This window comes from Mucilaginibacter oryzae, from assembly GCF_003148845.1.
Lineage (GTDB): Bacteria > Bacteroidota > Bacteroidia > Sphingobacteriales > Sphingobacteriaceae > Mucilaginibacter > Mucilaginibacter oryzae.
Genome location: NZ_QGHA01000005.1, coordinates 244,415 through 264,509, shown reverse-complemented (window position 1 = coordinate 264,509; position 20,095 = coordinate 244,415). Strand labels below are relative to the sequence as shown.

20 protein-coding genes are annotated in these 20,095 nt (G+C 48.1%); 12 read left to right on the top strand and 8 right to left on the bottom strand.

The window, feature by feature from the left end:
• Positions 1-155: 155 nt before the first annotated feature.
• The 5 genes from LX99_RS15195 to LX99_RS15175 form a co-directional block, all read right to left on the bottom strand.
• Positions 156-1,016 (bottom strand): SDR family oxidoreductase, encoded by an 861-nt coding sequence (locus LX99_RS15195; protein ID WP_109608653.1) that lies wholly within the window; start codon positions 1,014-1,016, stop codon positions 156-158.
• Positions 1,017-1,047: 31 nt separating this feature from the next.
• On the bottom strand, positions 1,048-1,626 hold the full coding sequence (locus LX99_RS15190) for a pentapeptide repeat-containing protein (protein WP_109608652.1): 579 nt from the start codon (positions 1,624-1,626) through the stop codon (positions 1,048-1,050).
• 10 nt (positions 1,627-1,636) lie between these two features.
• Positions 1,637-2,284 (bottom strand): NAD(P)-dependent oxidoreductase, encoded by a 648-nt coding sequence (locus LX99_RS15185; RefSeq protein ID WP_109608651.1) that lies wholly within the window; start codon positions 2,282-2,284, stop codon positions 1,637-1,639.
• Between the two features lie 23 nt (positions 2,285-2,307).
• Entirely contained in the window at positions 2,308-3,234 is a 927-nt protein-coding gene (locus LX99_RS15180) for a pirin family protein (protein ID WP_170122716.1), read from the bottom strand.
• Between the two features lie 81 nt (positions 3,235-3,315).
• Positions 3,316-3,678 carry a DoxX family protein gene (locus LX99_RS15175; RefSeq protein WP_109608649.1) on the bottom strand — a complete coding sequence of 121 codons (363 nt, stop codon included), beginning with the start codon at positions 3,676-3,678 and terminating at the stop codon, positions 3,316-3,318.
• Positions 3,679-3,756: 78 nt separating this feature from the next.
• On the opposite strand from LX99_RS15175, the gene LX99_RS15170 reads away from it, so the two are divergent.
• Complete coding sequence (locus LX99_RS15170; protein WP_245927932.1) at positions 3,757-4,125, top strand: winged helix-turn-helix transcriptional regulator; 369 nt, start codon at positions 3,757-3,759, stop codon at positions 4,123-4,125.
• A 146-nt stretch (positions 4,126-4,271) separates the two neighbouring features.
• Here the strand turns inward: LX99_RS15170 and LX99_RS15165 are convergent, their stop codons facing one another.
• Positions 4,272-5,468 carry a GTP-binding protein gene (locus LX99_RS15165; protein WP_109608648.1) on the bottom strand — a complete coding sequence of 399 codons (1,197 nt, stop codon included), beginning with the start codon at positions 5,466-5,468 and terminating at the stop codon, positions 4,272-4,274.
• 323 nt (positions 5,469-5,791) lie between these two features.
• Here LX99_RS15165 and LX99_RS15160 point away from each other — a divergent pair, with 323 nt between their 5' ends.
• The 11 genes from LX99_RS15160 to LX99_RS15110 all read left to right on the top strand — a co-directional run bounded on the left by LX99_RS15160 (position 5,792) and on the right by LX99_RS15110 (position 18,804).
• Positions 5,792-6,259, top strand: coding sequence for a glycine-rich domain-containing protein (locus LX99_RS15160; RefSeq protein WP_109608647.1), 468 nt, complete (start codon positions 5,792-5,794; stop codon positions 6,257-6,259).
• A gap of 3 nt (positions 6,260-6,262) precedes the next feature.
• On the top strand, positions 6,263-7,162 hold the full coding sequence (locus LX99_RS15155) for a hypothetical protein (RefSeq protein WP_109608646.1): 900 nt from the start codon (positions 6,263-6,265) through the stop codon (positions 7,160-7,162).
• A gap of 437 nt (positions 7,163-7,599) precedes the next feature.
• Complete coding sequence (locus tag LX99_RS15150) at positions 7,600-9,909, top strand: TonB-dependent receptor (RefSeq protein ID WP_109608645.1); 2,310 nt, start codon at positions 7,600-7,602, stop codon at positions 9,907-9,909.
• Positions 9,910-9,956: 47 nt separating this feature from the next.
• Entirely contained in the window at positions 9,957-11,114 is a 1,158-nt protein-coding gene (locus LX99_RS15145) for a hypothetical protein (RefSeq protein WP_146203140.1), read from the top strand.
• A 19-nt stretch (positions 11,115-11,133) separates the two neighbouring features.
• Complete coding sequence (locus LX99_RS15140; protein ID WP_211319032.1) at positions 11,134-11,811, top strand: ABC transporter ATP-binding protein; 678 nt, start codon at positions 11,134-11,136, stop codon at positions 11,809-11,811.
• Entirely contained in the window at positions 11,808-12,059 is a 252-nt protein-coding gene (locus LX99_RS25725; protein ID WP_109608642.1) for a hypothetical protein, read from the top strand. The genes LX99_RS15140 and LX99_RS25725 overlap by 4 nt, the downstream gene beginning before the upstream one ends.
• The gene (locus tag LX99_RS15130; RefSeq protein WP_146203139.1) at positions 12,010-12,267 is read left to right on the top strand and encodes a DUF6176 family protein; all 258 of its coding nucleotides are present in this window, start codon (positions 12,010-12,012) and stop codon (positions 12,265-12,267) included. Before LX99_RS25725 ends, LX99_RS15130 begins: the two co-directional genes overlap by 50 nt.
• Positions 12,264-14,639 carry a TonB-dependent receptor domain-containing protein gene (locus tag LX99_RS15125; RefSeq protein ID WP_109608640.1) on the top strand — a complete coding sequence of 792 codons (2,376 nt, stop codon included), beginning with the start codon at positions 12,264-12,266 and terminating at the stop codon, positions 14,637-14,639. The genes LX99_RS15130 and LX99_RS15125 overlap by 4 nt, the downstream gene beginning before the upstream one ends.
• 1 nt (position 14,640) lies before the next feature.
• Positions 14,641-16,050, top strand: a complete 1,410-nt coding sequence (locus LX99_RS15120) for an ABC transporter permease (RefSeq protein ID WP_109608639.1) — start codon at positions 14,641-14,643, stop codon at positions 16,048-16,050.
• Positions 16,051-16,052: 2 nt separating this feature from the next.
• Positions 16,053-17,465: a DUF3526 domain-containing protein gene (locus LX99_RS15115; protein ID WP_109608638.1), complete on the top strand. Its 1,413-nt coding sequence runs from the start codon at positions 16,053-16,055 to the stop codon at positions 17,463-17,465.
• Positions 17,466-17,469: 4 nt separating this feature from the next.
• A complete protein-coding gene (locus LX99_RS15110; RefSeq protein WP_109608637.1) occupies positions 17,470-18,804 on the top strand; it encodes an MATE family efflux transporter in 1,335 nt (444 codons plus the stop codon).
• On the opposite strand, the gene LX99_RS15105 is transcribed toward LX99_RS15110, so the two are convergent.
• Both LX99_RS15105 and LX99_RS15100 read right to left on the bottom strand, forming a co-directional pair.
• A complete protein-coding gene (locus tag LX99_RS15105) occupies positions 18,801-19,370 on the bottom strand; it encodes a class I SAM-dependent methyltransferase (RefSeq protein ID WP_109608636.1) in 570 nt (189 codons plus the stop codon). The two genes, LX99_RS15110 and LX99_RS15105, sit on opposite strands and share 4 nt — an antisense overlap.
• On the bottom strand, positions 19,367-20,095 hold the full coding sequence (locus tag LX99_RS15100) for a class I SAM-dependent methyltransferase (RefSeq protein WP_109608635.1): 729 nt from the start codon (positions 20,093-20,095) through the stop codon (positions 19,367-19,369). Before LX99_RS15100 ends, LX99_RS15105 begins: the two co-directional genes overlap by 4 nt.

Genomic DNA, 20,095 nt, shown 5'->3' with positions numbered 1-20,095 from the left:
CTGACCCGCGTTTTCGGGTCAGGATCAAGACTTGTTTGTTTTAAAAGGCAAATATACAAAATGACCAGGCTGGGTTTGGAAAGACAGTTGCTCCCTTAGAAATTCAATAGGGTTCTATTTCTATTACATTAAACATCAATTTAAAATACTGCCTGTCAATTAAAACCAAAAACTTCTGCGATTCCTCGTTCAAGATTGGCCGGTTTTCTGCCCAGTAATTGCTCAAGATCGTGGGTGATAGTTTCAAAAAAGCCGTTTTTAACATCAATATTAAAGCCGGTGATCACGAAAGAGATAAAATCATCTACGCCTGCATCTTTTAATTGCCTTTTGAAATCGTCGGGGTCAGCTGCGGTATAGCCTACCTTTTTACCTGTTAACCCGGATAGCGTTGCGGCTACATCTGCATAGGAATAAAGTTCGCTTCCGGCAATTTCGTAGGTCTTGTTTTCATGCCCCTGCTGTAAGAACACATTTGCCGCGGCTTCGCCCATTTCACGTCGCAACGCAAAAGGCACTTTACCGTCACCGGCGGGCAAATAAAAGCCCATATCAAGCACCTTTTCGCCGCCGTAAAAAGGCAAGATATCCATGTATAAGCTATTGCGGAGAAATGTATAGGCCAAACCGCTTTGTTTGATATAATCTTCAGTCTGGAAATGGGCATCCAGCCCCTCTACAGCCGAATTTTCGATGTCTTTATGCGAAATACCGGTATATACGACGTGTTTTACACCCTGTTTTACAGCGGTATCAACAACGCGTTTATTTTGTTCCAGGCGATGAGGCACAATGGTAGGAATAAGTAATACTTTACTAATCCCTTTTAAGGCCTGGTCAAGGGATGCCTGATCGTCAAAATCCCCTAAACGCACCTCGATACCCCGCTCGGCAAAGTGTTTTGACTTTTTCGCGTCCCTTGCTAAAATCGCAAACTCGCCGGGTGAAAGATGTTTTAGTAATTGTTCAGCAACGGCCCCGCCAAGGTGGCCCGTTGCTCCTGTTATTAAGATCATGGTGTTGATATATAATTTAAATTAATTCATGTTAAGCGATATCCAGTCCGTGTTTGCAGAGCAAACCTTCCAGATTAAGCGCTGAAAATTTTGCCTTTTTCATTTTATTGGCATCTGGGTCAATCATATAATGATCGGCTTTCCTGACATCGGCTTTTTGCAGGTCGGTATGATGAAACCGGGTGCCTGATAAGTCGGAGTGATCAAAAACCGCGCTGCTCAGGTCGGCTTCCGTAAAATCGGCTTCGTTCAAAAAGCATTTGATAAAACGGGTATTTCTCAGTTTTGTGCCATAAAAGGTGCTGTAATCAAGCCTGCAGTCTTCAAAGTGAAACGAAAACATAAAGCTGTTGCACCTGGTAAAATCCAGCCCCAAAAGCTTGCAACCTTTAAACACTGCATTTCTGAAGCCGGTACCTTCAATAAGGGCCATTGAAAAGTTGCAATTTTCAAAACGGCAATCCTCGAAACTGTTTCCTCGAAGGTCACTCTTTCCAAAGTCGCATACCGAAAAGAAGCATTTGTAAAATTCCCTGTTCCGTAAAACCTTTTCAGTATAATCAACCGAAATAAATTCCTTATCCCGGTGTGTTACGATCTCATCAGACATGCTTAGTTTCTTAATACGCCGCGGTAAAGCGTTCCTGGTGATGTTTAGGGTTTTCGATCTCATCGGCAATAACTACCGCCAGATCTTCGCCCGAAAGCACGTTCCTGCCATGCTCATCTATCACCGGCTCATCTTTTCCTAAACGGTATTGACCGGTTCTACCCGTGGTAATACCCTGATGCATATCCATTGCCGGGCTAAAAAACACCCAATCCAGTTCCTTTTCTTCTTTTAAGAGGTGATAATAATCCCTTGCGGCTTTGGCTCCCGGAACAAAGGGGTTATCTGCCGGGAATGTATCTACCAGTTGCTGGCCATCCGGAAGGTACAGGCTCCCGGCACCCCCGATAGAAATAAATCGTTTAACACCCGATTGCTTTACTGCTTCCTGGATGGCTTTGGAACCCGATATAAAATCTTCATAAATATTGGGGTTGGTCCACCCGGCGCTAAAAGCATTCACCACCACATCATAACCTTTTAGGATACCGGCCAGCGCTGCAATATCTGTAATGTCTACTGCTGCGTAGGCTAAATTGCTTTTAGCTGATGTTTTTTCTTTACGTGAAATCCCTAATACCTGGATATTTCTGTTCACTAACTCGTTAGTAATGTGGTTGCCTACAAATCCTGTGGCACCGATAACTGCTACTTTCATGCTTTAAACTATTGGAAATATGATTATCTTCTTACGCCGTTTGTTTTCGCCGGATCGCCAAATTTGCCGGCTTCAAAATCCAGGTAAGCCTGGCGAAGTTCCTCTTCGTTATTTAAGACGAACGGACCAGCTGCCGCATAATGTTCATTGTTTACCGCACCGCCCAAAACCAGAAACTCGGCCGCAGCCTCCGCTTTTAAATGGAGCAGCCCGCCGTCCCGTTCAAAAAGGACCGCTTGTCCGTTATGAGCTGTTTCTTGTTCATTAATACGTAACTGCCCTTTCAGCATATAGATAAATGCATTTTGACCTTTATCTACCGGCAAATCAATAGGTGCGCCCTGGTCTGCGGTAACATGCCAGTAAATCACCGGCATCAGCAGTTCTGTCTTCGATCTCACACCGAATACTTCGCCCAAGATAACCCTGATCATCAGGTTTGCGGCCTGATAAACCGGAATATCCTCCTTGTTGATTTTACCGGCATAGGGCGCTGCTTTTTTCAGATGTGATGGTATATTCAACCAGCTTTGTATCCCGTGAAATGTGCCGCCGTGTTCAAACAAATCATCGCCGGTTTCTTCCATATGTAATGCCCCTTTGCCGGAGGTAAACTGGATGAAGTCGCCCTCGTGATACTGAAAATCATTTCCCATACTATCGCGATGGTGCGCATTACCTTTAAATAGATACGTAGTAGGGATAATGCCGGCATGCGGATGCGCATCTACACGGAAAGGTGCGCCTTGGGGCAACTCCATTGGTCCGAACTCATCGAAGACAAAAAAGGGCGATACATAGTTTTGGTAGTTGCCTTGCAGCACACTCTTTAACGCCATCCTGCCCATACTGGCATTAGACGGTTCTATGATCTTAAAAACAGAACGCCCGTTGCTTTTTGCTGACGCTCCTGCGGCTAAATCATTTGTGATTATTCCAGTGGTAATCATGGCTGAATTTTTAATAAAAGTTCTCCTGTTCATAGGACAGATGCATTTCCTGATGGTGAGCCAGAGCAATCCTGACCCGTTTTATTCAGATTTTACTTTGTGGTAATACACATAGGATATGATCAAAAGCACCAGCGGTATTAACGGAATAACAGCCAGGCCAGGTCCGTCTACTATACCATGCGCGATGATAGCACTGGTAAATGTAATGCCGAAACCCACGTAAGCCCATTCCTTGATCCTGGCCGGAACAGTAGGGATCAGGATGAGAAATAAGCCGACGATCTTGGCGATCCCCAATTCGATCCGGAAATAGCCGGGAAAACCCAAATGCTTGTACCCTTCAATAAATTTAGGGCTGGTGAAATACATAAATGCGGTTGAAGCGCCTGTTAGCATGGCTAAGACGGTCGTTATCCAGTAAATAATTTTATTCCTTTTCATTTTCTTTTTTATGGAGCAAATCTATAGTACATTTGCTATACTTTATATACCGATATACTTTAGTATAGCACATTAATCATGATGAAGGAAATACAGCTCGATTTTAACGACATCAAAGAATGCCCGCATTCTTTCGTTATGGCAGTTAATGATACCATGAACGTGCTTACCGGTAAGTGGAAGCTTCCGATCATGGCGACATTGATCTTCGGGAAAAAGCGTTTTAAAGAAATTGAGCGTGAGATACCCAGGATCACGCCGAGGATGCTCTCCAAAGAATTAAGGGAACTTGAACTGAACGGTATCGTAAAACGCACCGTTCATGATTCTATTCCGGTGAGTATCGAATATGAATTTACAACATCAGGCCGGGCCATTAAACATGTATTGGATGCCATGGTAGAATGGGGTTTGGAACATCGTCAGGCAGTATTAAATCGCCATTAACCTTAAAGTGAATAAACTTTTATAGCCATTGATTCTCGAGAACTGATATATACCCGCATAAGTAATTACACGTTAATAATCCGTTTGATAAGCTAAATCAGGTCTGTTCCACTGGTCGCGGTTATTCATTTGTGTGTGTCTAATCCCTATTGCAAAATACCGAACGGATCCTCAAACTGTTCTCCTTCCAGGTATTGGGCTACTTCTATATCGTTGATCAGGCAAACCGATAACTCTTCCATTAGCTTTCCCTTGTCTAGATCCTGGCCGATGAACACGAGTTCGTTCATCCGGTCGTCCCAATCTTTTACCCACTTTCCCTCGATGTAATCTTTGTATTCCAGGTAATCGCTGTAGCGGATGCGCTCGGCGTAACTCATGCTTGCCCACCAAACACCGGCCGTTTCTAACCGGCTTGAGCCTCCGGCCTGAGAAAAATTGATAGCATCATCCGGGCGTGACGCTATCCAGAACATCCCTTTTGAACGGATGATATTTGCCGGGAAATCCTGATGTAACCATTGCCAGAAACGTAGCGGATGAAAGGGCTTTCTGCTTCTGAATACCAGGGAACCTATGCCATATTCTTCCGTTTCCGGCGTGTGCTCATTTTGCAGTTCTTTGATCCAGCCGGCTGACTGCGACGCTTTATCAAAATCAAACAATCCCGTGTCCAGTATTTCCTGCGGTGCCACTTTGCCGAAACAGGAATCAATCACCTTAGCTTCCGGGTTTAACCGTTTGATCAAGGCTTTAAGTAAGCCCAGATCTTCCTGGCTTACCAGGTCTGTTTTATTTAATATAATGACATTCGCAAATTCGATCTGTTCGGTCAGCAGGTTTACAATCGTCCGCTGATCGGCGGTATCAGCTACCAGCTCACGGTCGATCAGCCGCTCGGCACTACCAAAATCCTTATAAAAGTTAAAGCAATCCACCACGGTTACCATCGTATCCAGCCTGGAAAACCGGCTAAGATCAATACCGGCATTGTCATCGATATAGGTAAATGTCTGTGCAACGGGAATGGGTTCAGAAATGCCGGTGCTTTCAATCAGCAGGTAATCAAACCTATTTTCTTTCGCCAGCTTTTCCACTTCGATCATCAGGTCCTCCCTTAGCGTACAGCAAATGCAGCCATTGCTCATTTCCACCAGCTTTTCTTCCGTGCGCGACAATGTTTTTTCTGCGGAAACTAAGCGGGCATCGATATTGACCTCACTCATATCATTCACAATAACCGCAACCTTGAGATTGGCTTTGTTGTGCAAAATGTGGTTCAATAAGGTAGTTTTCCCGGCTCCCAGAAAGCCGCTGAGTACAGTTACTGGCAATTTATTCATGACTTGACTTCCATTTAGAATGACAAAACTAAATAAATAAAATAAAAAAGCAACAATGTTGCTTTTTTAAAATACCTTGTCTATAATTGCAACAACATTGCAAAGTTGAGGGTATGCCGAAAACCTCGTCCAGAGTAGGCGAAAACATTTTAATTTTAAAACAATGACACAAGTATCGAAAGACGCGCTGATCGTTCAGATCGTGGCTGAAAGCCTGGTTTCTTCTTCTCATTGCAGCAACTGCGGCCACTGTACCAGCTCGCTGTAAGAAAATCCCGGCGGGAAAGCTGCTAATGGCTTTTCCCGCTTTTTCCTTTTTACTTATGGAACCAAACCAATTACAAAATATGCTGGATTACCGGAATGAGAATATCATCTCCCGGTTCACCGACCAGTTTAATATTGATGAAACGAGTGCGGAACTCATCTTTGCCGACACACTGCGCTTTATGTATCTCTGTCAATTACCGGGTATCTTCATTCCCGATCATCTGCTGATCATTGACGAGATGTGGCATAATTTCATTCTGTTCACCAAAGAATATCATCAGTATTGCCAGACGCATTTCGGACGCTATTTTCACCATTTACCGGCATCTAAAGCTGAAAAAGAAAAACAACGCTTAGCCAATGAGGCTGATCCCGAAGCAGCGAGGCTGGAGTTCTCCAAAAAATTAAGTTATGTGGTGAGTTGCGCCTACGATCACCTTGGCGCGGAAGTAACGCACCGATGGTTCAGGGAGTACCCGGTGACTTACAGTAAAACAAAAATAAACGAACTCCGCAGATAGCCTATGAGCATTTTTCCTAAACGTACACGCCGGGGTCAAACTGTTACGATCCATTGGACCTTCAATACCGCTCATCTCTTTGATCAACCGGTTTATCCGCTGGTACGTATAGGCGTGATTGATCCGCTTGGGCGTAGCACCATATTGATGGAAGATTATGTGCTGGCTTTACCATCAGTCTGCGATGAAGATAACAGGGAACCCGGTCAACCGCTGCATTTAAATAAAAACCTGCCTTTAATGGTCATGGCGGATTACCTGAGCGGCAAACAATCGAAGGAACGCCTGGTCGATATCCTACAAAATATTCAATCGGGCAGACATTACTACTGGCATTACCAGGTACCCGTGGATGCGCCCTTAGGCAAATACACCTTACTTTCAGAGGTGATCAGCGAAGGACAAGTCCGCTTGTCAAAAACGGCTGCCGATGATCACTTTTTTGTGGAAGAATTAGAACTGTTTGAGGAAGACGGTGTCCCCATGGCCTATAACCCTTCGCCGGAACCGCTGCCTGTAAAGGTGATTAACTATGTGCCCGGAGCGAGACTTCGCCCGGATAATATCCAGGCATTTGAATTGGCTGCCGGAGAAAAACGGCGATTAAATTTTAATAGTCCGTACAGCTATATGACTTACAACGAAGAGCGGGAAATGCTGCCGTTACGACCAGGAAAGCATGTCCGGACGTTTAAAAACGCTGCATGGCTGCGCTTGGATAAGCCTGGCAAAATGTATTTATTTCATCGTTCGGATGAATTAGCCTACGAGTTGACACCTGCGCAGCAACGTATCTGGCTGGCGGCTGACGGGGTGCGCCTCGCCGGGGAATTATTAGCCTCAGACCCGGATGCCTATCATGAATTACTGGCTAAAAATATAATCGGCGAAACGATAAATTAGTTATATTGCAACATTATTGCATTTATGAAGCGCTCGCGTAAAAATCATCCCGTCTTAAAGGGCATTGCCGTCTTATTGGCGATGATGATTTTACTGGTGCAGTTTACCGAAGCATTTCACCACCATCCGCACGCGGGAACAGACACCCGACACCAACGATTTTCGGAAAGTACTCAATTTCAAATACATCCGGATTGTGCCATCTGCCATTACTTTGCACACCACTACGCACCGGCTCAGCCTGTGTACTTTTGCTATAGTTTCAGCAATACCCCAGTCCGTCTGCTTGAACTGACCAGCGGGGTATCCCCCCTAATTTCAGGCCTTCAGGCTATTCTTCCCAATAAAGGGCCGCCAGCGTATAACGATTCAGCTATATCCTGTACTAATTAAAGCAGCACTGCTGCCTGATATCTATTCATTTTAACTTCATTGCTTTGACTGGTTTCTTCACCAGGTTGGCTTTGCTATTGGCAAGCCTGATCTGGACCAATTTCTTATTCGCCCAGGTCTCCCTGTACGGCCGTGCCACCGGACCGCATGGTGAAGGCCTTCCTGGTACCATTATTCGCGTTGGTGCTGTTAGTGCTGTTGCGGATAGCGCAGGTAATTACCGCCTAAATGGCTTGCAAGACGGACAGGCAACGCTGCAGGCCTCATTGACCGGTTATCATGCGTTGGTGCTACTCGTTGATCTCCATCAAAAGAACAATCACCGGGATCTCCGGCTCATCCCGCAAGAGGTCGCCCTTTCAGAAGTAACAGTCAAAGGCAAGACGGCGGTGTCCGAAGCGCGTGAACAGCCCCAACACCTGACCGTGATCGATCTGAAACCTTATTACGACCGGCCGGAGGGCGCTTTGACGCTCCTCAACCAGGCGGCAGGCGTTAAAGTACGCCAGCAGGGCGGCTTGGGCAGCCAGGCCGATTATTACCTGAACGGTCTTTCGGGCAAACAGGTGCGCTTTTTTATCGATGACCTGCCGCTGGATTTTCTGGGGCCGGGCCTGAATATCAACCTGTTGCCTGCTAATGTGATTGACCGCATCGATGTATACAAAGGCGTTGTGCCTGTACGGCTGGGGGCTGATGCATTGGGTGGTGCCATTAATGTTATTACCCGGCACAACGCCGGTAATTACCTGGACGCCTCTTACGCGCTGAGTTCTTTTAATACCCAGCGAGCGACATTAAGCCTGCACCGGAACATCAACGCGCATTTCTTTACGGATGTTACTGCATTTTATAATACAACGCGCAACAATTATCCGGTGGATGTGAATGTCATCAACAGCACAGGAAACCCGGTACCCGTTACCGTAAATCGGTTCCATGACGGATTTCATAACCTGTTCGCATCAACCAAAGCGGGTATAAAAGATTTAAGCTGGGCCGATGAATTAAGTTTAAATACTTCCTGGTCAGGTGTATCCCAGCAAGTGCAGAATAACCCGGTAATGACCCAGCCGTACGGTCAGGTAACCTATTCTAACAACGCACGAAGCTATTTGCTGAATTATCGAAAACGCCGGGATAAATGGTCGGTCAACTTAGCGGGTGGGCGCACTATTGTAAACGGTCATTATGTGGATACCTCACTCAATACCTATAACTGGTACGGCAGGGTCGTAGCAAGGCGCAGCAGCGGAGGGGAAAGTTTTGGCCCGCTCACCGATCTGCACAACCGGCAGATCAGCGACCTGCTGCGCGGAAATGCGACCTATGTTTTAGATCAGCAGACCGGCTTCGAGTTCTCCGGGCAGTTGCTCCATTTCCGGCAAACAGAAAACAATCCCGCAACCGCAGCTTTTCCGGTGAACCTCGATCAGAAGATCTTCGGGTTCGCATTCAACCGCAGCTTTCTGGATCAGCGCTTAAGTACGATCACCTCGGTAAAGTATTTTGATTTCGGCAGCCGGGGCTACCAGTTCAGTTCGGGGGGAGATATCAGCGCGGCCTCCGCGGCTAAACAGCAATGGGGATGGAACGAGGCATTGCGTTATGTATTTACGTCCGTTTGGTCGGCAAAGGCTTCGTATGAGTATGCTGCACGGCTGCCGGACCAGACAGAACTATTCGGCACCTACATCCAGCGCACCCGCCCAAACCCCTCGTTGGTACCGGAGACCAGTCACAATGTCAATACAGGGATCACCGCTGCTTTTCCGCTCACCGGGTTCAGCTTAAACGGATTTTACCGGCTGGCTGATCACCTGATCTATGCACCGCCCTCTACTTTCTTTTTGTTATATCAGAACCTTCTGAAAGCGCAATTTACCGGGGCCGAAGCCGAATACTGGCTGAAGCCGTGGCGGGGATGGCGACTGGATCTTAACGCTACCTACCAGAATATCATCAACAGATCACCGGCAGGAAATTCGGGCGATGCCGATAACCGCCATGATGGACTGCGCTTACCTAATATTCCCTTTCTGTTTGCCAACGGACAGCTGCTTTGGAACCATGAACATGCATTTCAGCCCGCCGACCGTTTTTCCGCATGGCTCCAGGGCAGTTATGTACATTGGTATTACCTCTACTGGGCGAATGATGGAGATGCCTCCACAAAAGCGATTATTCCAACACAGTTTACAGCAACGGCCGGTATCAGCTATGCCTTCGCACGCGACCGATATGCTTTAAGTATGGAGGTAAAAAATTTAACTGACGGTAAGGTATACGATAATTACAGCGTCCAGTTACCCGGACGATCATTTCATTTAAAGCTCCATTTTTTACTCAAATAAATTTAAACACGATGAAATTATTCAACTATCTCTCTCTGAAAAAAACGGTGCGCGGACTTGCGTACTTTTCTGCATTATTTATAACGGCCTGTTCTTCCCACAAAGATGACCCGTCCCCAACCACAAGTGTAAGGGTGCAATACGCCATATCCAACGTCGGCGGCGCTTACCCCAGCCAAACCACTTATGTGCAAGGTTTGGCGGATCTCAATGTCGCCACGCTTGATAACAGTAAAGCCACCGAATTGAGCAGTTTTGCATCACAGTGGGCTTACGGCGGCGCGGTATATCTCAGCGCTTTCGGCGCGCCGGCCACGCTGACCAAGTACACTTTCGATGCCACAGGTAAAGCCGTGGTGGCCGGCAAACTGATCGTACCGGGTGCCAATACCTTTTCTTCGGTAGAATTTGTCAGCAGTACCGAAGCTTATGCCTCTGTAGGCGGAGGACTGGCCAGGGTTGTCAAATTTGATCCTTCCACACTGCAAACAACCGGGGAGATCAACCTGAGCAGTGTGCTGAAATCAGCAGCAGCATCCACTTATTACCTGGGGATGAAAGCGCGTGACGGCAAATTATTCTTAGGCGTGCAATACTTTGATAAGAATTTCAACCCCTTGGATGACATCGCACACGTGATCGTGATCGACCTGGCGACCGCTAAGGTAGATAAGCTGATCAACGATAGCCGCACCAGCAATATCTTCCTGGCCGGTTCATCGGTAAGCGGCTTCGCCATCGATGCTGCGGGAGATCTTTACATTCAAGGGCAGGGTTCCGGCAATGCTCCAAGCGGTATCCTGCGGATCAAAAAAGGCAGCACAGACTTTGATTCTTCTTATTTCCTCAACCTGAAAGCGGCCACAGGCAAAGATTGCTCGGGGCTGTACATCCTGAATGGTTTGGCTTTTACCACTCAGATCCAGGACCCTACAGATCCTTACGAGTTCAACGGGCCCAATTTCAGGTACTACAAAATCGATCTGGCTAATCAAAAGTCATTAGGTGACCTGGGCAGCAGTCTGCCGAACATCTTCGGTTCCAGCACCTCGATCATGCGTGCTTTTGACAACCAGAGCATCACATTTGTCGTTTCCGGAAAATCAGAAAACTCCATTTATACCTACAATGTAGCTTCCGGAGCAATTGCAAAGAAGACAAGCCTGACCAGTGGTACCTGCACCGGCTTGGATAAATTGAATTAAGATGTTGACTGTTAGAAAATTGTATAAATCCTACGGCGACCACCAGGCCTTAAAGGGTATTGACCTGGATATCGCATCAGGCGAAATTTATGGGTTATTGGGTGCCAACGGTGCCGGGAAATCAACGACGATCAACATCCTGCTGGGCTTTACCCGTCCTGATGGCGGGCGGGCGACCCTGGATGGCATTGATCTTTTAGGAGATCCGCGCAAAGCGTCAGCCCTGGTCGCGTATCTGCCGGAGGTGGTCCAACTTTACCCGCTGCTGACCGGACTGGAAAACCTGGCTTTTTTTAGTGAGTTAGCGGGTTTTGATTACAGTAAATCTAAGTATCGGGATTTATTGAGCAGTTGCGGGCTACAGGAAGAAGCACATAACCAGCGGATCGGCTCGTATTCCAAGGGGATGCGCCAGAAAGTGGGCATCGCGATTGCCATGGCCAAAAACGCCAGGCTATTGGTGATGGATGAACCGACCAGCGGGCTTGATCCCCGCGCCGTCGAAGACTTTAGTACCCAGGTCAGGGCTTTCGCTGATCAGGGAGGCGCTGTATTAATGGCTACGCACGATCTTTTTAACGCCGTGGGCATCGGCTCCCGGTTGGGCATCATGCGTCGGGGGGAACTTGTACATACGCTGGGTACGAGTGGCATATCTGCTGCAGACCTGCAGAAACTTTACCTGGAAACGATATGAAATTAGCCGTCATCACCTTTTTTACCGGTTGTTTGCTGGGTGCTGCGGGGTTATGGTTTTACCAGCAACCCGGAGATCTTCAAATGAAATATCCGGTGAGCGCCAGGTTGTACCGGATGTCCATAAGTCCTGAAAAATTAAACTTATCAGGACTGGATCAATTGGCATTCCACGGAAAAACAGGCGATTACCGCCACCATGGAACGCGAGAAGATGTACGTAGAGGCTATTTTTCGGGACACGGTTAAAGAACCTGATGTGATCTATTGGCTGGCCGTTAGCGGCGAGGGAGGTCAGCGCTATGATTCGTCGCCATTGCCTGCGGATAAAACACATGCCGCTTATATGAAACAAATCCTCGTGAGAGGTTCGGGAGGTTTGTTAAAAACAGAGTTTTTGATGCTGCCGCCTTTTCAGGAGCGGGGCATCATGTTGCATCAACAGTTGGAGAAATGAATATAAAGTATGGTATAATAGTACTGTTGGCGTTGTTGATATACAAGGCAAATGCCCAGCAAGTGGTACTGAAAGGACTAATAAATAGTTCTGCCGGCAGCGCAATACCCAGTGCTACTGTGCGGCTCTATCGCGTAGCTGATACTACCTTATATCAGCAGTCCTCAAGTGATGCAAAGGGTGCTTTTACCGTTAAAGTATCAGGCTCCTTTGTTTATCACCTTAAAATTACAGCCATTGGCTACCAGCCATACGCTCAAGATGTAAGAAGCGGATCGGATGTTCTCAAAATCACGCTACAGCCGCAAGTAACCAATCTGAACGAAGTTGTTGTCAGTTCACCACCCAGCACAATCAGTGTGCAACAAGGTAAATTAACCTATAATGTGGAGCAAAGCGCTACGGCTACCGGCAGTAATGTACTCGAACTCCTGCGACGCACACCGGGGGTTAACGTGGATCAGGATGGTAATATCAACCTGAAAGGGTCACCCGCCGTGAACGTGATGCTGGATGGGCGAATGACCTATCTTTCCGGTCAGCAATTGAGCCGCTTACTGGAAGGGATGAATGCCGGTACGGTCAGCAAGATCGAAGTAATGACCACACCATCTGCCCAGTTTGATGCGGCCGGTAATGCAGGGATCATCAATATCCTTAGCCGCCGCACCAATAAAGCGGGTTATGCCCTCAATATCAGCAGCGGAATGACCGTTAGCCGCTATGTGCTGCATGCTGAAAGCTTGAACGGGAACATCCGCACCGGCAAGGTCAACTTCTTCGGTAGCCTCGGCTATAACTACAGGCGGCGCTTTATGCAAGAAACCAGTACCCAGTTATCCGGTGGTTCTACGCTGTTAAGGGACGGGATCAACCCCAACCAAAGCCGTTTTTACAGCTATAAGGGGGGCGTTGATATCAACTTATCATCCCGGCAGCAACTGGGGTTTAGCTATACCGGTACTACTGACGACTGGAGTAAAGATGCCGCGGGGACATTAACGATATTCAATAACGCAAACCAGGTCACGTCCAGGGTACTGAGCCATGACTATGCGAAGGAACCCTTTTACAATAATATTTTTAACCTTAACTACCTGCTTAAACTTGATACTTTAGGAAAAGTGCTGAGCGCGGATGCGGATTATATTGGCTACCGGAATTTTTCAGACGGTTACCTGAATAGTAACAGTTACGATCCGCAGGGCAACCTGATCGGTGGCTTTCAGCAATTGAATTTTCACCAGCCCAGCATCATCCATATCCGCTCCTTTAAAGCCGATCTGACCTTGCCGTTTAAAACCTGGAAATACAAAGCCGGGCTGAAATACGCGGCGGTAGAAACGGATAATAAATTCCGGTATGACTCGCTGGCCAACGGGGTCAGTACCTATGCGCCATCGCTCAGCGATCATTTTCAATACCACGAACGCATAGCGGCCGCCTACGGTTCAGTTTCCCGCAAATGGGCAGGAACTGATTTGGAGGCTGGCCTGCGGGCCGAACATACCAACCTGGATGCTAACGCCATTGCTGCCGGACAGCGCAATACGGCGAACTATCTGAGCTGGTTTCCCACACTGGGCATTACGCAGAAGTTAGCTCAAGACCAGCAATTGGACCTGTCGGTCAGCCGCCGCATTACCCGACCCAACTATACGGATCTGAACCCGGTTCGTTACTACATTGATAAATATGCGCTCTACCAGGGCAATCCACAATTGGTCGCCGAAACGTCCTGGCTCTCGCAGCTTTCCTATACTTTGAAAGACCGGTACATCGCCAGTATAAGCTACAACCACTCCGACCACTTCATCGGGCGCACAGCCACCGTTGACCCCATAAGTCAGCTCCTTACTTTGAGCACCGGCAATTTTCCCCATCGCGACCGCCTGGAGCTGCAAATCATTATTCCGGTCACGCTGGCTGCTTTCTGGGAAGTGCAAACCACAACCACCTTTAGCCATACGGCCTATCCGGTAGCACAACTGGCCGGACCATTGACCGTGACCAAAGACGCAGTGGATCTGTTTGTCAACCAAACTTTCCGCCTGCCCGCTAAAATTACCTTCGAATTACAGACCCGTTATACTTCGCCCGACCTGAACGGCACCTATATGTCCCGCTACTATTTTACCATGGATGGCGGGTTCAAAAAGAGCTTCCTGAACAAAAAACTGGATGCCCGCCTCGCATTTGCCGACCTGTTCCATACCGGCTGGTACTGGGGATATTCTTTGAGCGACACCTTACCCTACAGTTATAAAAATACGCCGGATAGCCGCAGGCTGAGTTTTAGTCTGGTCTATCATTTGGGTGGTAAACTGACACCCGGAAAAACACACCGAACCGAAGAACAGGATCGATTATAACATGAAGAAAATCAAAATCATTGCAGGTAAAGAATTTCGCAGCGGTTTGCGTTCACCCGCCTGGTACCTGGCCGGCGGCCTTTTCCTATTGCTGACGCTGCTGGTCCTGATCAGCGGTTATCGTAATTACCGGCAGCGCAGCCAGGAAAGAACGGCGGCTGTAAGCGAACAACGCAGCCGCTGGCTGCACCAGGACCCGAAGCACCCGCATATCGCTGCGCATTTTGGAAACTTTGCCTTTATGCCGCAGACACCGTTAAGCTTTTTTGATCACGGGCTGGATGATTTCACGGGCACGGTGGCTTACCTGGAACCCCACCGGCAAAACGAATTCGCTTTTAAGCCTGCTGAATCCGCCGGTGCAGTAAGCCGCTTTGGCGTGCTGACCGCATCTATGATCCTACAGGTGATCTTTCCGCTCATCATCATTTTTATAAGTTTTGACGCTTTCAGCCGCGAGTTTGAACAGCAAACCATTCAGTTGCTGTACAGTCAGGGCATTTCATTCCGGCAGTTATACCTGGGTAAATTAGTTGGGTTCAGCCTGCTGTTAGCGGTATTACTCGCGCCCGTAATGATCACGTTAGCGGCGCTAGCGGGTACCGATCGTGAACAATGGTTACGGATGATACTGCTGGGCGGGTTATACGGCCTGTACTTTATTGTTATACTGGCGCTTAGCCTGCTTTGTTCGGCTTATTTACGCAACAGCCGGTTCAGCTTATTATTGCTGACCGCCCTTTGGGTAATGATCACCATCGTGCTCCCTAAATGGGCGGCAAGCACAGGTGACGGTTTTTTCCGCTTGCCTACTAAAAACACATTCGATGCAGCCATCCATCATGATCTGCTCAATGGGATCAACGGGCATGATCCTTCCGGTGCGCGCGCACAAAAGCTCAAAAGCGAATTGCTGCGAAAGTATAAAGTAGATACGGTAGCTAAACTGCCTTTCAATTTTGATGGCTATATCATGGAAGCCGGGGAAGAATACAGCAGCCGGGTGTATGACCGCCACTTTGCGCAGCTTCAGCAAACGCTCATCCGCCAAAACCAGCTTACGCAATGGTGCGGCCTGATCGATCCTTTTATTGCCGTGAACGGCTTATCCATGGCCCTGGCAGGTACCGATTATTACAGTCATTTAGCTTTTCAGCGCCAGTCCGAGCAGTATCGCCGTCGCTTTGTTCAGCAGATGAACCACGAGATGGAAGTGCATTCCAAAATGGGGGATTGGGATTACCGGTCAGACCGGCGGGTTTTCGCCGCCGTGCCGCCTTTTCGTTACCGTCCGCAGGGCTTAATGGCCTCCATTAGCAATCAGTTACCAGGAATGATCTCCTTAATGATCTGGCTGATCCTGATCGGGTGGTTGGTTCAGCGTTATCCGGCTTATTTAAATCAATCTTAAAAATGATCAGAACCATTTTCCATTCAGAATATTTGCAATTCAGAAGAAGCCCGGCCATATGGACAGGACTGCTTTGTTACCTGTTCCTGGGCCTGTACAGCATTTATTATGGGCGGCAGGTGATCGCTGTCCAGCAGACAAAAATCGCGGAAGCCGCCGATTCGATCAGCCGGGCTCAAATAGCGTATATCAAAAATTTCATGGCTGATACTACCACTTCGTCGGGCCGGTACAACTATGAAAAGGCATCCGTTCCTTCACTGGTCAGGTTTAATTATCCTTTCCTGGCCATGAACCGGCCGGGCGCACTTGCCCCCCTGTGCATTGGACAGCGCGATCTTTTCCCGCTGTATTACCCATTGACCGCTCAAAGCTATTATGTGCAAACACTCAAAGGCGATATCTATAATCCGTTTAAACTAAAAGCAGGCAATTTTGACCTGGCTTTTGTGATCGTTTACCTGATGCCTTTGCTGCTCTGCGCATGCTGTTTTGATATATTGTCAGCCGAGTTGCGTTCCGGTACGGACCGTTTGCTCACCATTGCTTCGGGTAATCTGCGGCTATTGCTGTTGTACCGTTTGCTGTTCCGCTCGGGCCTGGTCATGGCGGCTACCTTGTTATTATGCCTGGCCGGTTTTTTTAGTGCGGGCCAGATGAATTTTCGGTGTGGGTTGGGCTGGATCATGGTCACATTGATCTACGCGCTGGTGTGGTCGGGGATCAACTTTTGGGTCAACAGTTTTAAAAAAGACGGGACCTTTAATGCGATTGCGGTTTTGACCGCCTGGGTGAGCATCATGATCATTATTCCGTCGGCAGCCGATCTGGCACTGGGACAGGTTTCCCGTATCGGAGAAGTCAAATTAGCGGCACTGATGCGCAGCCGCAATATGCCGGAAACGGATAGCGCCATGAATGCCGCCCTTCAAAAATTCTACCTCGTTAATCCCCGTTATCGCCCTAAAGACACGATATCTGGCCGCTTTTATTACTTCCAGGGCTATTCAGCTTTTTTATTCAACGGCGACCGCGCGGCGGACAGCCTGACGGATGCCAGATATGAGCTGTTAGCACAGCATCAGCAACAACTGGCACGATTTAACGCAGTCAATCCGGCGTATAATACCTCGGAAATGTTAAGCATGCTGGCAGGTACCACTTTAGCAGATGAATGGGCATTTAAATCCGCTGCACGGTCTTTTCACCGGCAGGTGTTCTGGTTTGCTAACCGGCCGCTTTTTGAAAGCAGGTTAATGAAGCCGCTGGACTATCTGGGGCAACCGAAATTCCAACCGCCGTCAGCAGCCTTTATTTTAAAAAATTGGTTTGTTGACCTGCTCGCGCTAACCATTGGGGTAGTGGTTTTTGGGTTGGCAGGATGGATCAAACTGAGACACAGGCCGTCTTTATAATTCCATGATGAATAAACGCGAAGAAATATTGCAGGGTAACTTATGGAAATTAATGATCAGGCTATCCTTGCCTGGGATCTTGGGTATGCTGGTGATCTCGGTCAATGGTTTAGTTGACGCATTTTTTGTGTCTCATTTAGTCGGGACAGATGCTTTTGCAGGTGTATCCTATGCGATGCCATTGCTCACCATCAATGCGGCAGTCATCGCGCTGTTATCAGCCGGTGCCGGATCGGTTTACAGCCGGGCGATCGGCAGCAATGACCAATCCCTGTTAGCGATGTTATTCCGGCATCTGCTGGTTGCTATTCTGGCTGTCACAGTTTTGTTGATGATCTTTGGCTTTGCCGCTTCCTCATGGTTGTTAACCTGGCTGGATATTCCCGCACGTCAGTTACCTTTCGCACGGGATTTCTACCATGTCACGCTGGCTGGCGCCTGCTTCCCGGTTTTCGGCCTGTGTACTTCGGCGCTCATCCGGTCTGAAGGACATACCGGTAAGGCCATGCGGATCACCGCACTGGCCATGCTGCTTAACGCGCTCATCAACCCTTTGCTGATCCGTTATTTAGGGCTGGGTGTGAAAGGTTCGGCTTTGGCGAGTATACTGGCTATGATCTTTTACAGCGTGCTAACCCTGGTTCATTTGTCAGGAAAAAACAGTCCCTTACAATTGAAATGGGGAAAGATCGAGCCTCAATTTCTGCATACGCTGTTTCGAACCGGACTGCCGACTTTTTATATGCAGGCTAACGGCTTCTTCCGTCAGTTGATCTTATTTAAGCTTGCGGCATATAGCGCACGGTCGCCCAGTGATGTGGCAATATTTTCAGGCATTTACCGCTTATTCTCCTTCACAGCCATACCTATGTTTGGTATGTTACAAGCTTTAGGCCCGGTAGTGGGAATTAACTATGGTGCCGGGAAACTTGAACGGAGCCAGCGTGCGGTAACTATTTTTCGCAGCTGCGCCATCATCCTGCTGTTTCCCGTCGCGCTAACTTGTTTTATTTTTCCACAGACCGTCCTGTCCTTCTTGTTAGCCAACCCTGCAATGTCTGTGGCCGGATCGGGTTACTTCCGCGTGGTGATCCTGGTCTTATTGCTCATGCCTTTTGCCTCGGGAAGTATCGTTTTTCTGCAATCTACCGGGCAATCAGCCCTGGCTTCCAAATTCACCCTGCGGCGGGAATTGCTGATCTTTCTGCCGGTGGTTTTATTATCGGTATACCTTTGGCATTATCAGGGGATCTATATCGCCTTGCTGGCCGAAAATATCATCTATATCAATATCGTTTACTGGTGTACACGTGGCCGCATGCAAGCGATGGCCGGTTAGCACTTCCGTGCAACGATATGATGGACATGCCAATGCTTTGCCGCACCACCCAGCGTTCTCCCGTCTTTTTCTGTTTCGGTTTGCCAGAGCAGCTCAAAACCCGCAAACAAGTGTTTCAATTGTTCTACAGTATGGATCGTCATATCTGCGCGGGTAGCCCAGCTATCCCTGATGCCGAAGAAATGACCGCAGAACAGACCGTTTGGGGTTAAAGCTTCGCATATCGTTAACCAGCAGGAACTGAAATGCGCGGAGTTACAAAAAGGAAGGGCGAAGCTCGCATTCACCAGTTGCACCGGCGGAAGCACTAATGATTCGAAACGCTGGCATTGAGTAATCACTGCATCGGCCTCTATCGATTCAAGCACACTTTGGTCAGCGTCTATCGCCAGTACTTTCCACCCTTGCGATGCCAGATGCAGGGCATCTGTACCCGCGCCACAGCCCAGGTCAATTGCAGCGGCAGGTGCTGTGAAATGTTTCAAACCCTCCAGCAGTGTTTGTGAGGGAGGCAGGACTTTACCCGATACTGCGGCATGATGGTTTCGGAATGAAGGACCGGTCATGATAACGGCAAAGTTTTATGCCAGATGGCCGTACATTCAGGCACAATAACCAATTGATGCTCGCGAACATAGTTGCCGAATTTATCGCTCCAAAAAAATGAAGTTAGCTCGACAGCCTCTTCAAGGTCAGTAAAACGGTAATCCGTTGGAAACCATTCGCTTTGTGTAAAACCTTTTTCGATTGTGAGGTACTCATATAGCTGCGCTAAAACTTTATTAGGTGCTGCAGGACGATGCGTGCCGGTGCCCAGCGTCCCAAACAATAAAATGGATCCCCCCGGTCTTAACAGCCTTTCCATCTCAGCAAGTACGTGATCAATGTCCGATTTCCATGCTGCACCTCCTGCAAAAGCGAGATAACCCAGGCTCCATCCTTCGACAACGATATCTGCGGAGCCTCCTGGCAGCGGAATACTGTGATTTCCTGCTACATCAAAAGTGACGTTTGGATAAACGCTGAATTTTTCCCTGGCATAATTAACCATATCCGAGGCCAGATCAAAGGCGTGAACTACTTTGGCCAGCGGTGCGATCAGACTAGTAAGACGGCCTGTACCGGCCGCAAACTCCACGACTATTTGATCTGAAGGATCTTGAATAGCTAAGAATTGTCGGAGTAAATTACCTTTATGATCCATACAGGTACGCAGACGGTCATACACCGCGCAATGCTCCTGATAAATGATATCGTGGGGAACATTAGAAGAAACCGGATTATTATTCAT